The organism is Mycobacterium dioxanotrophicus (assembly GCF_002157835.1).
GTDB classification, from domain to species: Bacteria; Actinomycetota; Actinomycetes; order Mycobacteriales; family Mycobacteriaceae; genus Mycobacterium; species Mycobacterium dioxanotrophicus.
The window spans coordinates 1,176,144-1,197,158 of the sequence record NZ_CP020809.1; the positions used below are offsets into that span (position 1 = coordinate 1,176,144).

The 21,015-nt window shown below is 66.2% G+C and carries 21 protein-coding genes and 1 tRNA gene; 13 read left to right on the top strand and 9 right to left on the bottom strand.

Annotation, left to right across the window (positions count from 1 at the left end; translation table 11 throughout):
• The first annotated feature begins 374 nt into the window (after positions 1–374).
• The 4 genes from BTO20_RS05675 to BTO20_RS05690 all read left to right on the top strand — a co-directional run bounded on the left by BTO20_RS05675 (position 375) and on the right by BTO20_RS05690 (position 3,620).
• Positions 375–1,148, top strand: coding sequence for a response regulator transcription factor (locus BTO20_RS05675; RefSeq protein WP_087074109.1), 774 nt, complete (start codon positions 375–377; stop codon positions 1,146–1,148).
• 7 nt (positions 1,149–1,155) lie between these two features.
• Positions 1,156–2,655 carry a sensor histidine kinase gene (locus BTO20_RS05680; RefSeq protein WP_087074111.1) on the top strand — a complete coding sequence of 500 codons (1,500 nt, stop codon included), beginning with the start codon at positions 1,156–1,158 and terminating at the stop codon, positions 2,653–2,655.
• A gap of 130 nt (positions 2,656–2,785) precedes the next feature.
• Positions 2,786–3,082, top strand: a complete 297-nt coding sequence (locus BTO20_RS05685) for a hypothetical protein (protein WP_083161470.1) — start codon at positions 2,786–2,788, stop codon at positions 3,080–3,082.
• Between the two features lie 28 nt (positions 3,083–3,110).
• Positions 3,111–3,620, top strand: a complete 510-nt coding sequence (locus BTO20_RS05690) for a hypothetical protein (RefSeq protein WP_198344270.1) — start codon at positions 3,111–3,113, stop codon at positions 3,618–3,620.
• On the opposite strand, the gene BTO20_RS05695 is transcribed toward BTO20_RS05690, so the two are convergent.
• Positions 3,621–5,060: an APC family permease gene (locus BTO20_RS05695; RefSeq protein WP_087074112.1), complete on the bottom strand. Its 1,440-nt coding sequence runs from the start codon at positions 5,058–5,060 to the stop codon at positions 3,621–3,623. It lies immediately after the preceding gene.
• Between the two features lie 18 nt (positions 5,061–5,078).
• Positions 5,079–6,218, bottom strand: coding sequence for a zinc-binding dehydrogenase (locus BTO20_RS05700; protein WP_087074114.1), 1,140 nt, complete (start codon positions 6,216–6,218; stop codon positions 5,079–5,081).
• A 118-nt stretch (positions 6,219–6,336) separates the two neighbouring features.
• Here BTO20_RS05700 and BTO20_RS05705 point away from each other — a divergent pair, with 118 nt between their 5' ends.
• Entirely contained in the window at positions 6,337–6,930 is a 594-nt protein-coding gene (locus BTO20_RS05705) for a helix-turn-helix domain-containing protein (RefSeq protein ID WP_232491047.1), read from the top strand.
• Positions 6,931–6,933: 3 nt separating this feature from the next.
• Here BTO20_RS05705 and BTO20_RS05710 read toward each other — a convergent pair whose 3' ends face one another.
• Positions 6,934–7,959, bottom strand: coding sequence for an NAD(P)H-dependent glycerol-3-phosphate dehydrogenase (locus BTO20_RS05710; RefSeq protein ID WP_083161476.1), 1,026 nt, complete (start codon positions 7,957–7,959; stop codon positions 6,934–6,936).
• Between the two features lie 52 nt (positions 7,960–8,011).
• Positions 8,012–9,226 carry an MFS transporter gene (locus BTO20_RS05715; protein WP_087081674.1) on the bottom strand — a complete coding sequence of 405 codons (1,215 nt, stop codon included), beginning with the start codon at positions 9,224–9,226 and terminating at the stop codon, positions 8,012–8,014.
• Between the two features lie 101 nt (positions 9,227–9,327).
• Between BTO20_RS05715 and BTO20_RS05720 the strand changes: the two genes are divergently transcribed.
• Entirely contained in the window at positions 9,328–9,663 is a 336-nt protein-coding gene (locus tag BTO20_RS05720; protein ID WP_087074116.1) for an ArsR/SmtB family transcription factor, read from the top strand.
• Here the strand turns inward: BTO20_RS05720 and BTO20_RS05725 are convergent.
• Positions 9,656–9,997 (bottom strand): 4Fe-4S dicluster domain-containing protein, encoded by a 342-nt coding sequence (locus tag BTO20_RS05725; protein ID WP_087074118.1) that lies wholly within the window; start codon positions 9,995–9,997, stop codon positions 9,656–9,658. The genes BTO20_RS05720 and BTO20_RS05725 overlap by 8 nt on opposite strands.
• The gene (locus tag BTO20_RS05730) at positions 9,994–11,574 is read right to left on the bottom strand and encodes an FAD-dependent oxidoreductase (RefSeq protein WP_087074120.1); all 1,581 of its coding nucleotides are present in this window, start codon (positions 11,572–11,574) and stop codon (positions 9,994–9,996) included. Before BTO20_RS05730 ends, BTO20_RS05725 begins: the two co-directional genes overlap by 4 nt.
• Before the next feature lie 97 nt (positions 11,575–11,671).
• On the opposite strand from BTO20_RS05730, the gene BTO20_RS05735 reads away from it, so the two are divergent.
• The 6 genes from BTO20_RS05735 to BTO20_RS05760 all read left to right on the top strand — a co-directional run bounded on the left by BTO20_RS05735 (position 11,672) and on the right by BTO20_RS05760 (position 17,596).
• Positions 11,672–12,355, top strand: coding sequence for an IclR family transcriptional regulator (locus tag BTO20_RS05735; RefSeq protein WP_087074122.1), 684 nt, complete (start codon positions 11,672–11,674; stop codon positions 12,353–12,355).
• A gap of 82 nt (positions 12,356–12,437) precedes the next feature.
• Positions 12,438–13,394 (top strand): TauD/TfdA dioxygenase family protein, encoded by a 957-nt coding sequence (locus BTO20_RS05740; protein ID WP_087074125.1) that lies wholly within the window; start codon positions 12,438–12,440, stop codon positions 13,392–13,394.
• 95 nt (positions 13,395–13,489) lie between these two features.
• Positions 13,490–14,554 (top strand): ABC transporter substrate-binding protein, encoded by a 1,065-nt coding sequence (locus BTO20_RS05745; RefSeq protein ID WP_087081676.1) that lies wholly within the window; start codon positions 13,490–13,492, stop codon positions 14,552–14,554.
• Positions 14,551–15,354 (top strand): ABC transporter ATP-binding protein, encoded by an 804-nt coding sequence (locus BTO20_RS05750; protein WP_087074127.1) that lies wholly within the window; start codon positions 14,551–14,553, stop codon positions 15,352–15,354. The genes BTO20_RS05745 and BTO20_RS05750 overlap by 4 nt, the downstream gene beginning before the upstream one ends.
• Positions 15,347–16,189 carry an ABC transporter permease gene (locus tag BTO20_RS05755; protein WP_087074129.1) on the top strand — a complete coding sequence of 281 codons (843 nt, stop codon included), beginning with the start codon at positions 15,347–15,349 and terminating at the stop codon, positions 16,187–16,189. Before BTO20_RS05750 ends, BTO20_RS05755 begins: the two co-directional genes overlap by 8 nt.
• A gap of 12 nt (positions 16,190–16,201) precedes the next feature.
• Entirely contained in the window at positions 16,202–17,596 is a 1,395-nt protein-coding gene (locus BTO20_RS05760) for an LLM class flavin-dependent oxidoreductase (RefSeq protein ID WP_269770331.1), read from the top strand.
• Between the two features lie 124 nt (positions 17,597–17,720).
• Here the strand turns inward: BTO20_RS05760 and BTO20_RS05765 are convergent, their stop codons facing one another.
• Complete coding sequence (locus BTO20_RS05765) at positions 17,721–18,212, bottom strand: YajQ family cyclic di-GMP-binding protein (RefSeq protein ID WP_087074133.1); 492 nt, start codon at positions 18,210–18,212, stop codon at positions 17,721–17,723.
• 110 nt (positions 18,213–18,322) lie between these two features.
• Between BTO20_RS05765 and BTO20_RS05770 the strand changes: the two genes are divergently transcribed.
• Positions 18,323–18,405: transfer RNA gene (locus BTO20_RS05770), tRNA-Tyr, on the top strand.
• 39 nt (positions 18,406–18,444) lie between these two features.
• Here the strand turns inward: BTO20_RS05770 and BTO20_RS05775 are convergent.
• Positions 18,445–19,647: a site-specific integrase gene (locus BTO20_RS05775; RefSeq protein WP_087074135.1), complete on the bottom strand. Its 1,203-nt coding sequence runs from the start codon at positions 19,645–19,647 to the stop codon at positions 18,445–18,447.
• A 430-nt stretch (positions 19,648–20,077) separates the two neighbouring features.
• Positions 20,078–20,932 carry a hypothetical protein gene (locus tag BTO20_RS05780; protein ID WP_087074138.1) on the bottom strand — a complete coding sequence of 285 codons (855 nt, stop codon included), beginning with the start codon at positions 20,930–20,932 and terminating at the stop codon, positions 20,078–20,080.
• Positions 20,933–21,015: the final 83 nt, after the last annotated feature.

Below are 21,015 nucleotides of genomic sequence, written 5' to 3' on the forward strand. Positions count from 1 at the left end.
CAGCGCAGCAATACACAATCCGTCGAGTGTTCACAGCTGGCTTCAAGCATCCAATTGCTATGGGCGAGCGTATTTATCGCCGTGAGCGAGCGTCAACGAAAGACGGTGTACGCATAGAGAACGCAAATTTTCTGCGGAGACCACCGCGCGCTCGAATTGCCCTGTTGTGCAGGCAAAACGCGCCGCGCGCGGCGAACGGCGTAACCAAGAGTTCACGTGAGCGATTGAAACCATATGTATTGCAACAATTCTCGACTGGCTCACCCTGTGGCGCGCAAGGTGATGCACGTCATAGCTTTGGCGCCGAATGGGTTTGTGTAAGAACTCGATATGAACTCCGTGACAACTAACTGTGTGCTCAGGAGAATGGCAGTATGACCACGATGTCGGTATCTCCACGTGCTCACCAGCCGCGCCAGGCCATTCTCGGGCAGTTGCCCCGGATCAATCGGGCTGACGGTTCACCCATTCGGGTGTTGCTGGTGGACGACGAACCGGCGCTGACAAACCTCGTCAAGATGGCGTTGCACTACGAGGGCTGGGTCGTCGAGGTGGCCCACAACGGCGAGGAGGCTCGTGCCAAGTTCGACGAGGTGGAGCCGGATGTCGTGGTGCTCGACATCATGTTGCCCGACATCGATGGTTTGCAGATCCTGCAGCGGGTGCGCGAGGCCGCGGGCTACACGCCCACGCTGTTTCTGACCGCCAGGGACTCGGTGCTCGACCGGGTGTCGGGCCTGACCGCCGGTGCCGACGACTACATGACCAAGCCGTTCAGCCTCGAGGAACTGGTGGCGCGGTTGCGTGGCTTGCTGCGCCGGTCCAGTCACACCACACCTCCGGCCGACGAGGTGCTCAGGGTAGGCGACATGGTGCTCGACGGCGCCAGCCGGGAGGTCACCCGCGGCGGCGAGCCCATTGCGTTGACCGTGACGGAGTTCGAGCTGCTGCGCTACCTCATGCGCAACCCGCGCCGGGCGTTGAGCCGCGCGGAGATCCTCGACCGGGTGTGGAACTACGGGTTCGGCGGCAAGTCGAGCATCGTCGACCTCTACATCTCCTACCTACGCAAGAAGGTCGACGCCGACCGCGAACCGATGATCCACACGGTGCGCGGCGTCGGCTATATGCTGCGGCCCGCCGAATAGCCCCGCGATGAGCCGGGTCAGCCCTTGGTGGCGGCCGCGTTCGCTCCGCAGACAACTGGTACTCGGCGTGACGGCGATCGTCACGGTGGTGCTGGCCGCGGTGGGTGCGTTGTCCGTTTACAGCCTGCACACCTACGTGTCGACGATGAGCGACAACGAAGTGGCGCGGTCCTTGGCCGCATTCAGCCACTCCTTCGAGAAGCTGCGTGGTCAGGATCCCGCGCATCAGATCGACGAGGCGCCCGATGCGCTGACCGCGTTCGTCGGGCAGGCTCCGGGCAACCTGATCGCGGTGGTCCGCGACGGTGAGGTGGTGCAGTCGGCGATGTTCTCCGACGGCGAGCCGCGACCCGCCCCCGCCGCGGTGACCCAGGCTCTCGACGCGCAGCCCTGGACCGACCACAATCCTCGCACGGTCAAACTGCCGGTGCTCGGCTCCTATCGGCTGGCCAGCCAGGCGGCTGGGGACGGGGATGTGCTGGTCTCAGGGGTCTCGCTCGACAGCGCCAACCGGGTGATCGCCCGCAAGACCGTGACGGTCGCGGTGATGATCGTCATCGCGCTCATGGTGACGGCCGTCGGAACGGTCCTCGTGGTGCGGTTCGCGCTGCGGCCGCTGCGCCGGGTCGCCGCGACCGCGGGGAAGGTCGCCACGCTGCGGCTCGACGGTGACGATCACCGCATCACCGCCCGCGTGCGGGAACGTGACACCGACCCGGACAACGAGGTCGGCATCGTGGGGGAGACGCTCAACCGGCTGCTGGTCAACGTGGACAGCGCGCTGGCCGAGCTGGCCGCCTCCGACCGGCGCACCCGGCAGTTCCTCACCGACGCCAGCCACGAGTTGCGGACCCCGCTGGCCGCGATCCAGGGGTACGCCGAACTCACGCGTCAGGACAGCACGATGCTGCCGCCGACCACCGAATACGCATTGGCCCGCATCGAGGCCGAAGCCCGCCGGATGACGGTGCTGGTCAGCGACCTGCTGCTGTTGTCGCGCCTGGGTGAGGGGCAGGACCTGGAGACCGACGACGTCGACTTCAACGACCTCGTGGTCGACGCGGTCAACGACACGGCGGTAGCGGCGCCCAGCCATCATTGGGTGACCCGGCTGCCCGACGACCCGGTGTGGGTGCGCGGCGACCTGGCCCGGCTGCACCAGGTGGTGAGCAATCTGCTGACCAACGCGAAGGTGCACACGCCGCCGGGGGTGACGGTGGTGGTGACGCTGACTGTCGCCGGGGAATTTGCCGAATTGACCGTTTCCGACGACGGTCCCGGAATTGAAGCGGAATTGTTGCCGAACCTTTTTGGGCGATTTGTGCGTGCCGATAAAGCGCGGTCCCGAGAATTGGGCAGCACCGGGCTCGGGCTGGCCATTGTGGCGTCGATAGTACAGGCCCATGATGGCACTGTCGCCGTCGCATCAACCCCCGGAAAAACCGTATTTACCGTGCGTATACCGCTTGCCGCCCGGCCAGCCGGCGTGGCCTCGGCCACGTCGTGAACCATATGAATTCAGCCTGAATGACGCCTATGCGAAAAATCGTATGCGTTCGATATGAGTTGATGGCCGACGCGTGAATGCCCACCTAGGCTGGAAGAGAATTCAGCGAAATAGGAAGGGTGAATTCGAAATGATAAAGCCTGTTGTCGCCACCGTTGCCGTCAGCCTGGCTGCCACCGGAATCGCACTGGCCGCGCCGGCCTCGGCGGCGCCGTCGGGGCAGACCGCCCGGCAGACCATCCAGCAGCTCGAATCCGAGGGTTACAAGGTGATCCAGACCAAGGTCGGCAGTGGATCGATCGACAACTGCACGGTCAGCGCTGTGCGGCCCGGACGCCCGATCACCGATCTGACCGCGGCGCCGCGGGGCAACACCGTCGAGGTGGTCCGCTACACCACGGTCTACGTCGATCTGGCCTGTGGCTGATCCACTGGCTTCACGTTAGGGTGTCCGGGTGCTGAGCAGAGTGGTGATCGGCCTGATGAGCGCCGCGGGGGCGGCTGTGATGGGCGTGCCCGGGGTCGCGACAGCGGATGATCCGCCGCCGCTGCCGAACGTCAACGCGTTCACGCCGGTGAAGACGTCGGAATACGCGGTGATGGACAACAAGTGGTACGCCTTCACCACGCCTGACGGGATCACCTGCGTGTTGCAGCGCGACGGCGGGTATGGCTGCAGTGGCGCCATCCCCGCCGCGCCCAACGGCGCCAACATGGTCAGCGGTGGTACCGGGGCTCCCGGCTTCGCCAGTGCGGCGGCTCCGGTGTTCTCCGTGGTCGACGGTGCCAAGCCGCTGCCTGCCAACAGCCGGATCAGCTACCAGACCGTCAGCTGCGGCACGGACGGGGTGATGACGGCCTGCGTCGACGGGCGTAACCAGTCGGGCTTCGTGATCAGCCCCGCGGGCAGTTACGTCGTCGGCGACCGGCCGTCGGGCATCAAGCCCTCGGTGCGGATCGGCTGATCAGCCGATCCCTTCCAGAGTCTCCACTTCACTGGTGCCGATCGCCGAAATCACGTGCGGTGAACGACGACTCAGCAACCAGTACCATGCCAGCGCCGCGGCCACGGTCGCGATGAACAGCCATGGGATGACATTGAGTGGGTACGCCGGAACGGGATATACGTTGGCGTAGAACACATATGCCATCGACACGATCGCGACGCCCGCGGCAGGCCACACCAGCGGAACCCGCGCGTTGATGCCGCGCAGGAACACCACGGCAGCCAGCGCCGCGGCCGCATAGGCCACCATGTAGCCGTAGGTCCCGTAGGTATCCACCCACGTGACGACGTTCATCGGGTCTGCGCCGAACAGGTACATCACCACGGGCACGGCGATCACCAGCGGTCCGACCGATACGAGTGCGCGGTGCGGGGTCAGGTGGGTGGGGTGGGTCCGCCCGATTGCCGGGCTGACCACCCCCTCCTTGCCCATCACGTAGAGGATGCGGCCGACGACATTCAGCGGGGCCACGACGACGGCGAAAAACGATGCGGCGACACCGAAGTTGAGGATCGGGTTGAACCATGTCGGCATGCCGACCAGCGTCGCGATGTCATCGAGCGGCTGCGCCGACGAGCCCAGCGCCGGCCCGAGGGCGGCCACCTGCGTGTAGGCGGCGAACACGTACAGCACACCGACACCGGCCGCACTCCACATGATCGCGCGCGGCACCGCACGGTAGGGGTCCTTGGCCTCCCGGGCCAGGGCGTCCGAGCTGGAGAAGCCGACGAAACCCAGGATCGCCAGCACCATGCCCACCACGATGCCCGAGGGTTTCACGTCGGTGAGCTCGAACTGGTCGGCGTCGAACGCACCGCCACCCAGGTGCACCAGCGTGATCACCAGCAGCAGCGTGATGATGGACACCGAAACCAGTTCCAGCACAAGCGAAACCCGCGCCGACAGCCGGATGCCACGAATGGTGAACAGGGTCGCCAGCGCGCCGAGGACGATCGCCAGCACGATCTGCGCGACGGTGCCGTGGACCGGGATGCCGAGCTGGTTGAGCAGCGTCGCGGTGTAGGCCACCGACCCGCTGAGTGACCCGGCCGCGATGCCGAAGCAGCCTATGAGCAGGCTGACGCCGGTCAGGTAGGCGCCGAACGGGCCCAGTGCCGTTGCCGCGTAGCTGTAGAGCGAACCTGCCGACGAACGGCGTTTGGCGAACTGCGAGATGCAGTAGCCGACGGAGAGGATGACCACGGTCGCCAACGCGAACGACACCCAGGTGCCGTTGGTGGCGGTGTTGTAGATGGCGGCGGCCGTGAACGCGATGACGGCGCTCGGCGCGATGTTGGCGATGGCCTGGGCGGCGAGTTCGCCTCCACCCATCACGCCCCGGCGTAGCCCGGCATCGGCGCTGGTGGCATCGGGACCCATCTGAATCTCTTCGGACACTGGGGTTCTCGTTTCCTGTCAGGCTGAGGGGATGAGGAGTTGACGCAGCGCATGCCCGGCGGCGAGATCGTCGAGTGCGGCCGCGGCTTCATCGAGCGGACGACGGCCCGAGATCATCGAGGCGAGGTCCAGGTTGCCCGCCATCACCTCGTCGACGAGAGCGGGGATGTCGCGCTCGGGCACCGCCGAGCCGTAGTTGGATCCCAGGATGCGTTGATCGGCTTCGGCCAGGGCCAGCGGGTCGAAGCTGGCCCGTTCGCCCTGCGGCGGCAGTCCGACGATCACCGCTGCGCCGCCGAGACCCAGTGCGGCGATGGACTGTTCGACCGTGACGATCTTGCCGATCGCGTCGAACACGTAGTCATACCCGTCGGCGACCACGTCCCGCAGCGCGGCCACCACGTCATCGGTGGCGGACGCGTCGACGACATCGGTGGCGCCGAGTTTGCGTGCCAGGTCGAGCTTTTCGGCGACGACGTCCACTGCGACGATGCGTGCGGCGCCGGCCAGCCGGGCGCCCTGGACGCAGGCCAGGCCCACACCGCCGCAACCGATCACGGCCACTGTCGAATCAGGTTCTACCCCAGCGGTATTGCGGACGGCACCGACGCCGGTGGCGATCGCGCAGCCGACGATCGCGATGTCTTCCAGTGGTGCATCCTTGCGCACCTTGACGGCACCGCTGCGCGGGACCACGACCTCTTCCGCGTAGGACGAGACGCCGAGGTAGTGGTGGATGGTGCCGCGTTCGTTGGACAACCGGGTGGTGCCGTCGTACAGCGTTCCGCCGGTGGCGACGACGGACGCGACCAGGGAGCACTGTGCGGGCCGCCCCGCCAGGCAGGCCCGGCACTCGCCGCAGCCGGGCACCCAGCTGAGCACGACGTGGTCGCCCGGCGCGAGATCGTCGACGCCCGCGCCGGTGGCCGTGACCACTCCTGAGCCTTCGTGCCCGAGCACCACCGGTGCGGGGACGTCCCAGGCGCGGGTGGTGACGTGCAGATCGGAGTGGCAGACACCGGCGGCCGCGATCTTGACGCGGACTTCGCCGGGGCCGGGCGCGGCGAGGTCGACGTCTTCAACGGAGATGCCGCCGTTCCCGTCGAAGACCGCAGCTCTGATGCGTGTCCTGTGCTGGGTGTCGTGAGCTTCGGACACTACGTGCCTTTCTGGTCGGAAGGGGCTGTCACCGCGGGTAGGGTTCAATGCCATAAAACGCTGATCGGTGTTTTACACCACTAAACGAACAGGCGTCAACAGCCAGGGGAGGGTTTGAGTGGCGGACGGTGAGGACACCGGAATGGGCCGCGCGGGGGCGCGGTTACGGGAATTCCGCACCCAGCGCAGGTTGAGCCTCACCGAGGTGGCCGCCCGGGCCGAGGTGACGAAGGGCTTTCTCAGCCTGGCCGAGCGGGGCATGACCAACGTGTCGGTGCCCGTCCTGATGCGGATCTGCGACGCGGTCGGGATCGGCATCGGCGATCTCTTCGAGTACCCCACCGCGCCGATCGTCCGCAGCGGCGCGGGGGCGCCGTTGGAGATGGGTGGCCACGACGTCCGCGAAGAGCTGCTCACCCCGAAATCCGAGCGGCACGTCCAGGTGATGCACACCGTCATGCGTCCCGGCGGCGGCTCGGGCGGTGCCTACCGGCTCGATGCCACAACGATTTTCGTGTACGTGCTCAAGGGCGCGCTGAGCATCACCGTCGACGGGCAGACCACGTTGTTGGACACCGGCGACAGCATGACGTTCGGGGCGACCCAGTTGCACGACTGGCACAACCCCACCGATGGCGAGGCCGAGGTGCTGTGGACCATCGCGCCGCCGGTGGGCGCCGAGGACTTCAGCGCCGCGCTGCGCGGGAGCTGAGGCTCAGAACCCCGAGCCGTGCACCTCGTGGCCGGGCTTCTCGGCGGCCAGCCCGCGATAGGCGTCCTCGACCGTCGCGCCGTGGTTGATCACCCCGTCGACCTCACGGGCGATGGGCATGTTCAGTCCGTACTTCTCGGCGAACTCCATGATCACGCTCGCGGCTTTGACGCCCTCGGCGACCTGGTTCATCGAGGCGATGATCTCGTCGATCTTCTTGCCCTGCCCCAGCTGCTCGCCGACGTGCCGGTTGCGGCTGCGCTGCGATGTACAGGTGACGATGAGGTCACCCATGCCCGCCAGGCCGGCGAAGGTGTCGCGATGGCCGCCCATGGCCTCGCCGAGCTTGGACATCTCCCGGACCGCCCTGGCCATCACCATGGCCCGGGTGTTCTCCCCGATGCCCAGCGAATACCCCATGCCGACGGAGATGGCGTACACGTTCTTCAGCGCACCGGCCATCTCGACGCCGATCACATCGTCAGTCGTGTACGTGCGGAAACGCTTGGTGCGGAACAACTCTGCCAGCTTCGCCGCCAAATGCTGATCGGGCATGGCCAGCACCGCGGCCGCGGCGTAGCCCTCGGCGACCTCGCGCGCGATGTTCGGTCCGGCCAGGATTCCGGCCGGGTGGCCGGGAAGCACCTCGTCGACGATCTGGCTCATCCGCATGTTGGTGCCCTGCTCCAGGCCTTTGACCAGGGACACCACCGGGACCCACGGCCGCAGTTCCTTCGCCAGCTCCTGCAGCACGCCGCGGAAACCGTGCGACGGCACACCCATCACGATCACGTCGGCGCAGTTGGCCGCCTCGGAGAAATCATGGGTCGCGCGAAGGCTTTCCGGCAGCACCACCTCGTCGCCCAGATACCGCGAGTTGCGGTGATTCTCGTTGATGTCGGTGGCGGTCTCATCCGAGCGCACCCACTGCAACGTCGGTCCCCGCCTCGCGCAGATCGAGGCCACCGTGGTGCCCCACGACCCTCCACCGAGGACGACGACGTTCGGTTCGCGTTGCGCTGGTGCCATGGCGATCAGACTAGGTCGGCGGCGGCGGCCTGGGACGCGATTCGGTTGCTGCCTACGCAGGTCCCTGGTTCTGAGCCTGCAGCGATCGAGCTCCGATGACGGCCGCGGTGAGGCAGGCCAACGCGACAGCCGCGGCGAACCAGGGGAAAACCGTGGCCAGGTCCCAGCGGGTGGCCGCCCAGCCGGCAAGCAGCGTCGGCACAGCCATCGCGGTGTAGGCCAGGACGTAGAACGCCGACATGGTCTCGCCGCGCTGATCGGCCGGCACCACATGCGACAGGTGACGCAGCGAGCCGCCGAACCCGAGCCCGAACGTCGCACCCAGTAGCGCCGCTGCCACGAACACCAGCGGCCAGGAATGGGTCAGCAGCACCGGCACGGTCAACACCAAGGTGACGGCCATGCCGACGTCGCCGGCGATCGCCGCGCGGTGCGCCGGGACCCGGGTGGCCGCCAGCTGCGCCATCGCGGCGGCGAATGCCGTGACACCGACGACCCCGCCGCCGAACAGCAGGTTGTCGATATGGGTCTGGTGCGACGCCAGCGACGGGTAGAGCGACAGCAGCACTCCGAGCACCGACCAGGACGCCATCGCGCCGATCGCCGAGAACCAGAAGTCAGACCGGATGTCCTGGGCCACTGCGGGTTTGGAGATACGGATCGGGCCGGACTGGCGCACGGTGTGTGTTTCACGCAACGCCACCACGCCGACGCCGAGGATGGCGCAGAACACCGCGACGACGGCATACGGCGTACGCAGCGGATGCGGGGCGTACTGGGCCAGCACCGCGGAGCCGACGATCGCGACGGTCATCCCGATGTTGAATGCGACGCCGCTGAGTTGGCCGGATCGCACGCCGTGCTGCGGCCGCAGATCGAGCAGGGCAGCCGCGGCGACCACGACGATCGAGCCCACCGCGGCGCCGTGGATGGCGCGCGCCACCAGCAGCAGCGTCATGTTGTCGGCCACCAGGAAGACGCCGAGACCGGCGATCATCGCGATGAGCGCGCCCAGCAGCACTGGTTTACGGCCGACGACATCGGAGATCCGGCCCGAGATCAACACCGCTGCCAGTGCGGCAACGGCATATACCGCGAACACGATGGTGGTGGCCAGCGGCGTCAGATGCCAGACCGTCTCGTAGAGCCCGTACAGCGGCGCAGGTACGCCGGACACCCCGAGCGCGACCCCGCACAAGACGAGCAGCAGCGGGTATGCCCACCGCTGAGCGTCACTGCCGACCGTGCGGTCTGCTTCCAGCGTCACCGGGACTCCCGTGGGGTAAGTTTGATGTTCATCGAACATCGATGAGGCTACCCGGGGTTTGATGATGGTCAAACCTATTATCGCGTGATGGAGGGCACAGCATGGTTCAGGCGCAGTTGGCCGAGCCGGTCCGGCACCCTGTCGCGCCGCTGAGGCAGGTGCTGTGCGCACTGCAGGACCCGGTGCGCTTGGAAATGGTGCGCCGGCTACACAACGCCGGGCGGCCGGTGCGGTGCGCTGAACTGTACGACGGCATCAACAAATCGACGGCCACCCATCACTTCAACATCCTGCGTGACGCCGGAATCATCGAACGCGAGCCCGCTGAGGGGCACACACATCAGCGCCTGCGCATCGAAGACGTCGACGATGCGATCCCCGGGCTGCTGGGTTCGATTGTGGCGCAGGCTAATCGCGAATCGGAGGCGCTCAGCTGATCAGCGGCCCGCCGCGGTTCCCGAGCGCAGGCCCGATGGCATTCCTGGCACCGGGCGTGCGCCCCTTGCCCCATCCGATCTGCTGGCGGTAACTGCCGAGCAGCCCGCTGGTGGCGAGGGTGTGCTCGTCGGCCGACGGCGTCGGCTTCGTGAACGGTGACACGTAGAGCGCGTCGACCGGGCAGTTGGCCTCGCACTGGAAACAGGTCTGACAATCCGAATGCCTGCTGATCACCGGTATTCCGGCCGGCCCACGGTCGAAGACGTTGGTGGGGCAGACCTCGATGCACTTGTCACAGGATATGCACCGCTGCGCGGAGACGATCTCGATCATGAGGCCATCCCGGCCGTCATGCGTATCGGTTCCGGCCGCACCCAGATGTCGTCGAGACCGCCCGTGACGAGACGACGGTGCTGAGCGGGATCCTGATCGGGGAAATCCAGCCTCTTGGCCATGCCACGGGTCTCGGTGCGAGCCAGGGCAGCGGTGTACATCCACCGGGCGTGCGCGGCCATCGCCGCGGCCTCCCGTGCCCTGAACCGCAGTTCTCCATCGCCGGACAGTGACTCGCGAACCGAGGCCCAGATGCCGTCCAGCGTGCCGAGCGCCTTGGCCAGGACCGGACCGCGCCGTAAGTAGTTCCTGTCGTAGGGCAACACTTCGCGTTGCACGGCGGTGACGACGGCCCGGTGATCGGTGCTGCGGCGGGATCCGGTGGGGCGGACCCCGCCGCAGCCGATCGGGTGCAGCCGTCGCGACTGCGCTTGCGGCCCAAGGCTGCGTGCGTGCCGCGCGGCGCCGCGTCCCGCCCAGCTGCCCGACGACATCGCCCACGCCGCGTTATGACTGCCGCCGCCGGTGAACCCGCCGCAGATCAACTCGCGGGTCGCGGCATCGCCCGCTGCGTACAGGCCGGGGACCGTCGTCGCGCAATCGTCGGTGACGACGCGGATTCCGCCGGTGCCGCGCACGGTGCCCTCGGCGAGCAACGTGACCGCGAATTTCTGCGTGAACGGGTCGATGCCCATCCGGTCGAAGGTCAGGAAGAAGTTGGGCTGCGCGCGGCGCATCGCTTCCCGATCTGCTGGTGCCGCCCGGTCCAGTTGGCAGAACACCTTGTCGCGCAGCAGTTCAGCGGCGATGGGGGAGCGCTGCTGGCTGCTGGCGCCGTCCAGCACGCTGCCGTCGGAGCGGTAGAACGTGGCGAAGTGATAGAACGCCGTCTTGGTCACCGACGTGCCCTCCGGCGCGATGCCGTAGGCGTTGGAGAATTCCATCCCGGACAGCTCTGCCCCGGCCTCCACCGCGAACAGTGCGCCGTCGCCGGTGTTGACGTCACAGCCCAGCGCCTTGGATTGGAACGCACACCCGCCGGTCGCGACGACGACCGCGCCGGCCCGCACACGGAAGCCTTGCCGGGCCTGCCTGCGGTAGCCCGCCGCGCCGGAGACCGCACCCTGCGGATCGATCAGCAGCTCGGTGACGGGGCTGTGATCGAGGATCCGAACCCCCGCGCGCTTGACCAGGATGCGCATCCGGCGCATGTACTCCGGTCCCTGCAATCCGTTGCGCAAGGGAGTCCCGTCAGGCGCCGTGGGAAAAGGAAATCGCGCGATCTCGGCCAATTCATTGACCCGCGCATAGGTTTCGTCGAGAACGCGCACTGACCACCGATGATCGGCAAGATGACCGCCGAGCGCTGCCCGTGCGGCGATGGCCGCCTCCCGTTCGGCCGGATCGGGGCGGACATACCAGACGCCGGTGCCGGCAGAGGCTGTCGCGCCGCTCGTGCCGCAGTAGCCCTTGTCGGCCAGCACCACGTCCGCACCGTCACGCGCTGCGGTCAGCGCGGCCCAGGCTGCCGCCGGGCCACCGCCCACCACCATCACATCCGCGATGAGATCGAGCATGCCCCGACAGTGGCAGACATCGAAAGTGATTGTCAGGGTTGTGCTCACGGCAACCGGAACTGTTGTCCGGCCGCGCCTGCGGCGGCATCGTCGGCTCATGCCCCAAGCTGTGCAGCGGGCCATCGCCGTATTGCGTGCTTTCAGCCCGGCCGAGCCGGAGCTGTCGTTGACCTCGCTCGCGGCACGTACCGGCCTGCCGGTCAGCACCACCTACCGACTGGCGCAGGCCCTGCTCGACGATGGCCTTCTGGAGCGTTCGGGCGACGATTACCGCATCGGGCTGGGCCTGGTCGCGCTGGCTGCCCCCGCACTTCAGCACGTCGACGTGCACATGCTCGCGCCTCACCTGTATTCGCTCGCCGCGGGTATCGAGATCACCGCAAGCTTCGGGGTGCTCGCCGACGACGATGTGCTGACGCTGTTTTCAGCGCGGCCCGTGAGTAGATTCTGCGGCAACCAGCTGCCAGGACCGCGTCAGCCGCTGCAGCACAGCGCGATGGGAATCGCGATGCTTGCCTTCGGCAAGCGGCTCGGTGCGCCGTCGCTGGACATCGTGCGTCGCCGCGGCTACGCCGACGCCACAGGACGGCAAGGTGACCATGTCAGGGCCATCGCGGTTCCGGTGCTCGGTTCCGACGGTGCCGCCTGGGGCGCGGTCGGTGTCCAAGCGTTGCGACGACGGCTGACCGACGACCTCGTCCACGACATCCTGCCGGTGATGCACCGCCACGCACAGCGGATCCCGCGGCCGGCCACCATGCCGAAGAAAACCTCGCGGTGAGTCTTTTTCACCTGGTGAAAACCGGCTTCTCCCAACGTGCCTCCGACGGTGAACTGGAGCCAACCGGCAGAAGGGACTTTTCATGAGTGTCACCACCGAAACCAGGAGTACCACACAGGATTCGACCGCACCCCAGCTGCGGTTCATTCCGGTGGCAGGGCATATCGGCGCCGACGTCGACGGTCTGGACCTGTCGCAGACGTTGACGACGACGCAGGCCGACGCCATACGCGAGGCCCTGCACCGCTACAAGGTGTTGTTCTTTCATGATCAGCAGATCGGGCACGCCGAACAGATCGCATTCTCGCGGTACTTCGGCGACGTCACGCCGTCGCATCCGTATGACGACGAAGCGCCGGAAGGGTTTCCGGAGATTCTGGCGGTGGACAGCCGTAAGTACGCCAAGCGATTCGGCAGGCGCAAGTACAGCTACGACAACAAGTGGCACACCGATGTGACCGCGTTGATCAACCCGCCGGCCGCGACGATACTGCGCGCGCACATCGTCCCCGAACAGGGCGGTGACACCCACTGGACCAATCTGGTTGCCGCGTATGAGGGATTGCCCGCCCCGTTGCGCCGCTTGGCCGACGAGTTGCGTGCCGAGCACCGATTCGGCGGTCGAAAAGCGCAGTGGGCACAGGACAGTGACTACGCGACGAAAACCAAGGAGAACCCGCTCATCACCGAGCATCCGGTGGTGCGGGTGCACCCGGTGACCGGAGAGCGCGCGCTGTTCGTCACTCCCGGCTTCACCGCCAAGATCATCGGGGTCTCGCCCACCCAGAGCGATCGGCTGCTCGATCTGTTCTTCGAAGAGGTGACCAAACCGGCATACACCGTTCGGTTCCGTTGGCGCCCCGGCAGTGTCGCGTTCTGGGACAACCGGGCCACCGCGCACCTGGCACCCACCGACCTCGACGACCAGGACGTCACGCGGGTGCTCTACCGCACCACGTTGGAGGGCGACATCCCGGTGGGACCCGATGGCCGGACGTCCACATCGATCGCCGGCGCGGAGTTCCGCGGCCAGGCCTGAGGTTTGACTCCGCGCGAGATTAAGGGGTTACCCCGCAGATGTTCGTTGTCACCATGGGCGAGGTCTACCGGCAATTCCACAGGGGGAGGACCGTCATGCGGTCGATACGTTCGAGGTCCGCCGTCGCGGTGTTCGCGGCGCTGGCAGTACTTGTCACTGCGTGCGGTTCCTCCGGTGGCGCGGCCCGCACTGCGGATGGCAAGACCGTGGTCCGCTATCAAGGCTGGACCGGCGAGGTGCAGTTCGAGGAACTCGCCGAAGAACTCGGCTACTACAAGAACATCAAGCTGGATTGGGTGGGCAACACCACGAGTGGTCCGCAGGACATCCAGTCGGTGGCCACCGGGGACATCGATGTGGGCTCGGCGTTCAACGGGGCGGTGGTCAAGCTCAACGCGGCGGGTGCGCCGATAACCTCGGTATTGAGCTCGTACGGCGCCGATGAGGATGAATACACGGGCTATTACGTCCTGGCCGACAGCCCGATCCACACGGCCCGCGATCTGATCGGCAAGAAGGTCGGGATGAACACCCTCGGTGCCCATCACGAGTTCCTCACCCGGGAGTGGCTGGCCGAGCAGGGATTGACCAACGACGAGATCAAGACCGTCACCCTCGCCGTGGTGCCACCCGTCAACACCGAACAAGCGTTGCGGGAAAAGCAGATCGATGTCGCGGCGCTCAACACGATCTGGCGGGAGACGGCGACCGAGCGTGGCGGCATCAGACCGCTGTTCACCGACAAGTCGCTGTTCGGCGCGTTCAGCTACGGCACCTATGTGATGCGCGACGACTTCATCGCCAAGAACAAGGAAGCCGCAGCCGATTTCGTGCAGGGCACCGCGCGGGCCATCCGCTGGACCCAGGTCACGCCACGCGATCAGGTGGTCGCGAAGTTCCACGAGATCATCGCCAAGCGCAACCGCAACGAGGACACCAAGACCATCGAATACTGGCGCAGCTCGGGTATCCCGGTCCCCGGAGCGGTGATCGCCGAGCGCGAGTTGCAGATCTGGATCGACTGGCTGGTCCGCAACGGGGAACTCAAGGACGGTCAGCTCAAGGCGAAAGACCTCTACACCAACGAATTCAACCCGTACGCCAACGGGACGTATCCCGAGGGCAGTGGTCCCGACGGCCGAGCCCTGGCACAGAAATGAGCACCACACCGAAGTTGCAGATGCGCTACGTCACCAAACAGTTCGAGATCCGCGGCGAGAAAGCCCGTTTCACCGCTGTCGAGGACATCAGCATCGAGCTGGCCGCCGGCGAGTTCCTGGTGTTGGTCGGTCCCAGCGGATGCGGCAAGTCGACGTTGCTCGACCTGCTCGGCGGGCTCAGCACACCCACGTCAGGGGAGATCCTGCTCGACGGACGGCCGATCACCGGGCCCGGACTCGACCGCGGCATCGTGTTCCAGCAGTACGCGTTGCTGCCGTGGCGCACCGCCCGCAAGAACATCGAATTCGGGCTGGAGGCAAAGGGTTTACGCGCCGCCGAACGTCGTCGGCGTGCCGAGCACTATCTGGAGCTGGTCGGCCTGCAGGCCTTCGCGGACCGCTACCCGCATGAACTGTCGGGCGGCATGCGGCAACGCGTCGCGATCGCCCGCAGCCTGGCATTCGATCCCGAGGTGCTGTTGATGGACGAGCCGTTCGCCGCGCTCGACGCGCAGACCCGGGAATCGCTGCAAGGGGAGTTGCTGCGGATCTGGCAGGCCACCGGCAAGACCATCCTGTTCATCACCCACGGCATCGACGAGGCGCTCTACCTCGGGCAGCGGGTCGCTGTTCTGACGTCACGGCCGGGCCGGGTGAAGACGGTTGTCGATGTCGACATCGACCGCAGCGCCGACGATGTGCGGTCCAGTGCGGGTTTCCGTGCTCAGCGTCATCACATCTGGACCTTGCTGCACGACGAGGTGCAACGGGCACAGTCTCAGGAGGTTCAGCATGTCTAGTGCCATCGCGGAGGCCGCTGCCCCCGTCGTCGCCCAGCCCGCTCCGCCGGCACCGGTGCACTCGTCTCGGCGCGGTACGGCGGTGCTGTGGCGGGTGGTCCGCTACACCAGCGCGCTGGCCGGGTTCCTGGCGCTGTGGGAGGTAGCACCCCGGATCGGGCTGGTGGACAAGGTGTTCCTGCCACCGTTCAGCGAGGTCGTCGGTGCCTTGTTCGCACTGGGCGCCAATGGCCAGCTCTGGGAGCATGTTTCGGCGAGTCTGTCGCGAGCACTCGTCGGGCTGCTCGTCGCCGTCGTCGTCAGCATCCCGCTGGGTGTGGCCATCGCGTGGTATCGACCCGTCGCCGAATTCCTCAACCCGCTGCTGGAACTCTTCCGCAATACCGCGGCGCTGGCCCTGCTCCCGGTGTTCGTGCTCATCCTCGGAATCGGGGAGACGTCCAAGGTGGCGCTGGTGATCTACGCGTCGGCCTTCCCGATCCTGCTCAACACCATCTCCGGGGTGCGTACCGTCGACCCGTTGTTGGTCAAATCAGCGCGTTCCCTGGGTCTTTCCCCGGTGCGGCTGTTCCAGAAGGTGGTCCTGCCCGCAGCGGTGCCCACGATCTTCACCGGCCTGCGGATGGCGGCCGCGTCGTCGATCCTGGTGTTGATCGCCGCCGAGATGGTCGGCGCCAAGGCCGGGCTCGGCTATCTGATCACCGCGGCACAGCTGAACTTCCAGATTCCGAACATGTACGCCGGCATCGTCACCATCGCCCTCGTCGGGGTCGCCTTCAACGGTGTCCTCGTGGCGATCGAAGGACGCCTGTCGGGCTGGCGTCACACCACGTAGAAGAGGAGTACCTTGCCGCGTCAACTGCATCTCAACGCCTTCCTGATGGGTGTCGGCCACCACGAAGCCGCATGGCGACATCCTCGAACCGACAGCCGGAACCTCAGCAGCGTCAAGCACTTTCAGAATCTCGCACAGATCGCCGAACGCGGCCTGCTGGACTCGGTGTTCTTCGCCGACGGATTGGCCGTCGACCCGCGCGTCAAGCACAACATCCAGGCGATCTTCGAACCGATCACGCTGCTGACCGCGATCGCCTCCGCCACCGAGCACATCGGTCTGATCGCCACCGCGTCGACCGGGTATCTGCATCCCTATACCCTGGCTCGTAGTTTCGCCTCACTCGACCACATCAGCGGCGGCCGGGCCGGATGGAACATCGTCACGTCGGCCGGCGCCGACGAGGCCGCGAACTTCGGTTTCGACGGCATCCCCGACCACGCCGGAAGATACCGGCGGGCAGCGGAATTCGTCGATATCGCCACGGCATTGTGGGACAGCTGGGAGGACGATGCGCTGATCCTCGACGAGGCGACGGGCATCTTCGCCGACCCCGCCAAGGTCCACTCGATCGACCATTCGGGGGAGCAGTTCACGGTGGCGGGCCCGCTGAACTCGCCTCGGTCGCCGCAGGGCAGGCCGCTGCTGGTTCAAGCGGGGTCATCGGAAACCGGTAGGGACTTCGCGGCCCGCTACGCCGAGGCAATCTTCACCGCCCAGCGATCGGTCGAGGAAGGGCGTGCGTTCTATCGCGATGTCAAGGCCCGCGCCGTCGCATTCGGCCGCAGTGCCGACGACGTGTTGATCCTGCCCGGCATCGTGCCGTTCCTTGGGCCCACTGCTGCGGCCGCCCGCGAGCTGGAGCAGGAATTCACCGACCTCATCTCGCCGGAGTACTCGTTGCGCCAGCTGTCGCAGATGCTCGGCGTGGACCTGACGGCCCACGCTCTGGACGCCCCACTGCGCCCGCTACCGCCCATTGAGCAGATCCAGGGCAACAAGAGCCGCTATCAACTGGTCAAGGATCTGGCCGACCACGAGGCGCTCACGGTGCGGCAGTTGATCGCCAAGCTCGGCGGCGGCCGCGGTCACCGCACCATCGCAGGCACGCCCGAGCAGGTCGCCGACGATCTGCAGGAGTGGTTCACCGCAGGCGCCGCCGACGGGTTCAACATCATGCCGCCGTATCTGCCCGGCGGTCTGGAGGACTTCGTCGAGCAGGTGGTACCGATCCTGCGCCGGCGCGGGCTGTTCCGCACCGAGTACACCGCCACCACACTGCGCGGGCACTACGGCCTCTCCCACCAGCCGAGCCGGTTCACCCTGCACCGCGAGCGTGCGGGTCTGTTGCCCGACACGCCGGGGAAGGACAGCAGTTCACGCACGCTCGTCACGGCCGAGCAGTAATGCAGGCAGCGCGGGTGCGACGCTGGGCAGTCGACTAGCACTCGACTACCTCCCCATCGAGTCTGCGGTGGAGGCGCAAAACACCGAGAGGCGAGCGCCCTCACCGCAGACTCGACGCGTCAGCTCAGCGGTAGTTGACGAACTGCAGTGCTACGTCGAGGTCGGCGCCCTTCAGCAAGGAAATGACGGCCTGCAGGTCGTCGCGCTTCTTCGAGCTGACCCGGATCTCGTCGCCCTGGATCTGCGCCTTGACGCCCTTGGGGCCGTCGTCACGAATGATCTTGGTGATCTTCTTGGCCTGCTCGCTGCTGATGCCCTGTTTGATGTCGCCGGACACTTTGTAGGTCTTGCCGCTGGCCTGAGGGTCGCCCGCATCGAAGGCCTTCATCGAGATGTCCCGGCGAACCAGTTTCTCCTTGAACACGTCGACGGCGGCCTTGACGCGCTCCTCGGTGCTGGACGTGAGTTCGATCACCTCGTCGCCCTTCCAGGCGATGGTGGTGTCGGTACCGCGGAAGTCGAACCGGGTCGCCAGCTCCTTCGCGGCCTGGTTGAGCGCGTTGTCGACCTCCTGGCGATCGACCTTGCTGACGACGTCGAAGCTGGAATCCGCCATTGGAACGCCTCTCCTCTCCCTCTGCGTGTGCTGCCGGTTTGTAACTTTGGTACATCCTCGTTGTACCCTGCTAGTCGCACCAAACCGGAGACGGGGCGGATGCGACACCAGGCAGGTTGCCCGAGCGGCCAATGGGAGCGGACTGTAAATCCGTCGGCTTACGCCTACAGTGGTTCGAATCCACTACCTGCCACACTGATCAGGCCCCCTTTCGAGGGGGCCTGAGGTGTTTCTAGGATCCGGATTTGTCACGGATTGTCACAACCTGCGCGAAACTCTGCGCGGCCACCGCCAGCGCTTCCGGCTTCGGATTCACGTACGTCTGCAGCGTGAACGCCTTCGACGCGTGACCTAGCCACGCTGAAATGACCGCTATCGGAACACCTTTCAGATGCATCAGCGTCCCGCAGGTATGCCGGGCATCGTGAAGGCGGTGATGACGCAGGCCGGCGGCTTTCAGGACCCGGGGCCAACGATCCTCGACGGCGTTCGGGGTCAGTGCCGCGCCAGCCTCGTTGACGACGACATACCCGCTCGGTTCGTACGCCTCGCCCAGCTTCAACCGATCAGCCGCCTGGATCTTCCGGGTGGCCTTGAGGACCGCAACGAGGTGGTCCGGCAACGGCAACTTGCGGCGCCCGGCGCGCGACTTCGGCGTCTTCTCGATCTGTTTCTTGCCGCGCTGTAGGCGTGTGTTCTCAACCGTGATGGTCTTCGCGTCAAGATCTATGGCGGACCACCGCATCCCGCAGATCTCGCCGAGCCGCAGCCCGGCCAGCGCGAGGTGCCATGCGATGGCGTATCTGTCACCCTCGATGTGCGCCAGCAGGGTTTCCACTTCCGCCTCTGTGAGTGGGTCTGGTGGCTTCGCGTCACCGTCGATGCGGTCGACGAGCGCGACGACGTTGCGCACCACGTGACCCTGCTTGACCTCGCTGTCCAGAACGCTTTCGAGGATTCCCAGTAGGTAGTTGACCGAGCGCGGCGACCACGGCTTGCGGGCCTTGCCCGTGGGGGAGAGCAGCCCGCCGGCGCGCAGCGCGATGACGAGGTCGGCGACATGTCGTTTCGTCAGCTTCTGCACCTGGACATCGCCGAGCTGGTCGATCACCACTGAGAACTTCTCGGCGTACCCGTCGACGGTGGACTCTGCCCTGTCTGCTGCACGCTTCCCGGCGAGCCAGTCATCGATGGCCGCCTTGACGGTGCGCTCGGTTGGGTGGACATAGGTGCCCTTGGCGACGTCGCCGCGGATCGTGTCGAGCGCGTCCCGGGCTTCGGCCTCGGTGCGGTACCGCTTCCGCAACTGCTTGCGTTTCCCGTCGACCTGGCCGACGTCGACGGTGAGCTGGTAGCGCACGACGGGGCGGCCGCCGCGGCGCGCAGCAAGTTCGACGCGTTTGATCTGCGGCGGAAGCTGCCGTCGTTCAGCCATGGTGAAGCCGCCCTTTCTGGCGAGGTGATGATTGCTGGGGGCCTGCCCTGCAACGCATGTTTGTGTGGGCATTGGGTGCGAGAAACCGGGTTACCCGCAGCCGGTGTTAGCTGACGATTTTCGCCCTGCATCTGCGGATAGCTGGTGAAAAAAGATTGCCTGGACGCCCCCCCCCGCGATTTTGCTGATGTCGCTAACCTGGGTTTCTTCGCGGGTGGGATACGGGGTCAAACGCTTGTTTGAACAACACATATGTAATTTGCTAGGTCGTCAAAAACTTGTCGGGGGAAGGACCTACTGTGTGGTCTCACAGGGACTTTTCAGCCGAGGGGATTAGAGGGGAATGGACGAGCTAGACCGGGTTCACGACCAGATTCAGGACGCCTTAGCGGCGTACCCGCCGGAGGTCTGGACATTGTTGCAAGCCCGGCTAGTCGCCGACTTTCTTGGCAGCCTTCCGTCGGAACGCCCGAGCCGTCCGTGCCGCGGAGGGCTCGTGCGATCCAGGCGGCGGCTCAGGGCCTGACGTCCTGACTGCCTCCTCGCCGGCATCGTCTGCGCCGGCCTCCTGGCCTTGCTGGCCTTCCGCCGATGCATCCGGTTGCGTCGTAGTTTCCAGGTCATCGCGTTCTCCTCTGTGAAGGTGCTGCACTGCAGCAACGGCGTTGAACATTTCGTCGATCTCGGAGCGCGCGGCGATTGATGCGTTGCGTTCCTTGGCCAGCGTTTGGGCGTGCTCTCCCCACCAGGTGGCGATGTGGAGCAGTGGTTGCGCGACGGCGAGCATGAGCCGATCGAGCTCGTCCTGTTGGCCGTCGGGCAGCTGCTCCTTTGCCCATTCGTGAAGGTCGGCGCCGGCCCGCAGTGACGCGGCGACGTTGGCCGTCAGGTCTCTGATTCGGGCCCATTCGCGCTGCGACCGATCCCAATCTCGTTGGTGGTACTGGGTGAACACTCGGAGCAGCTCGACGACGGCGCGGCGTTCGCTCGGTCCGAGGTTGTCGACCCCTGGTGGCAGGACGCTGGCGAACGGGGCGCCGGGGACACCCTGGCCGGCCGCGGCGAACGCCTCCTCGTCTGTGATGCCGGCCAGCCAGGCGATGGCTTTGATCGTTGTGGGTGTTGGGACTCCTTGGTATGTGCCGCTACGGATTCGGTTGAGGGTGGTGTGTGACACATCGAAACCGGCTTCGGCTGCGATGTCCGCGAGGCGTCGACCGGACGCCCCGTTGTGCTTGCCGCTCGCCTGCTCGATGAGCTCGGGGAGCGTGTGTTTCTCGGTCACGCCAGAAATGATGTGCCTCTCTCGTTCAGTCGTGCCAGACACGCGCACGAAATTTGTGACAAGTGAATCACGCTCCGCGATGC

What these genes read in the sequence shown, in the direction of transcription:
- BTO20_RS05675 (WP_087074109.1), top strand. Translation starts at nt 375, where the DNA reads ATGACCACGATGTCGGTATCTCCACGTGCTCACCAGCCGCGCCAGGCC.
- BTO20_RS05680 (WP_087074111.1), top strand. Translation starts at nt 1,156, where the DNA reads ATGAGCCGGGTCAGCCCTTGGTGGCGGCCGCGTTCGCTCCGCAGACAA.
- BTO20_RS05685 (WP_083161470.1), top strand. Translation starts at nt 2,786, where the DNA reads ATGATAAAGCCTGTTGTCGCCACCGTTGCCGTCAGCCTGGCTGCCACC.
- BTO20_RS05710 (WP_083161476.1), bottom strand. Translation starts at nt 7,959, where the DNA reads ATGGCACCAGCGCAACGCGAACCGAACGTCGTCGTCCTCGGTGGAGGG.
- BTO20_RS05720 (WP_087074116.1), top strand. Translation starts at nt 9,328, where the DNA reads ATGGTTCAGGCGCAGTTGGCCGAGCCGGTCCGGCACCCTGTCGCGCCG.
- BTO20_RS05725 (WP_087074118.1), bottom strand. Translation starts at nt 9,997, where the DNA reads ATGATCGAGATCGTCTCCGCGCAGCGGTGCATATCCTGTGACAAGTGC.
- BTO20_RS05730 (WP_087074120.1), bottom strand. Translation starts at nt 11,574, where the DNA reads ATGCTCGATCTCATCGCGGATGTGATGGTGGTGGGCGGTGGCCCGGCG.
- BTO20_RS05735 (WP_087074122.1), top strand. Translation starts at nt 11,672, where the DNA reads ATGCCCCAAGCTGTGCAGCGGGCCATCGCCGTATTGCGTGCTTTCAGC.
- BTO20_RS05740 (WP_087074125.1), top strand. Translation starts at nt 12,438, where the DNA reads ATGAGTGTCACCACCGAAACCAGGAGTACCACACAGGATTCGACCGCA.
- BTO20_RS05745 (WP_087081676.1), top strand. Translation starts at nt 13,490, where the DNA reads ATGCGGTCGATACGTTCGAGGTCCGCCGTCGCGGTGTTCGCGGCGCTG.
- BTO20_RS05750 (WP_087074127.1), top strand. Translation starts at nt 14,551, where the DNA reads ATGAGCACCACACCGAAGTTGCAGATGCGCTACGTCACCAAACAGTTC.
- BTO20_RS05755 (WP_087074129.1), top strand. Translation starts at nt 15,347, where the DNA reads ATGTCTAGTGCCATCGCGGAGGCCGCTGCCCCCGTCGTCGCCCAGCCC.
- BTO20_RS05765 (WP_087074133.1), bottom strand. Translation starts at nt 18,212, where the DNA reads ATGGCGGATTCCAGCTTCGACGTCGTCAGCAAGGTCGATCGCCAGGAG.
- BTO20_RS05775 (WP_087074135.1), bottom strand. Translation starts at nt 19,647, where the DNA reads ATGGCTGAACGACGGCAGCTTCCGCCGCAGATCAAACGCGTCGAACTT.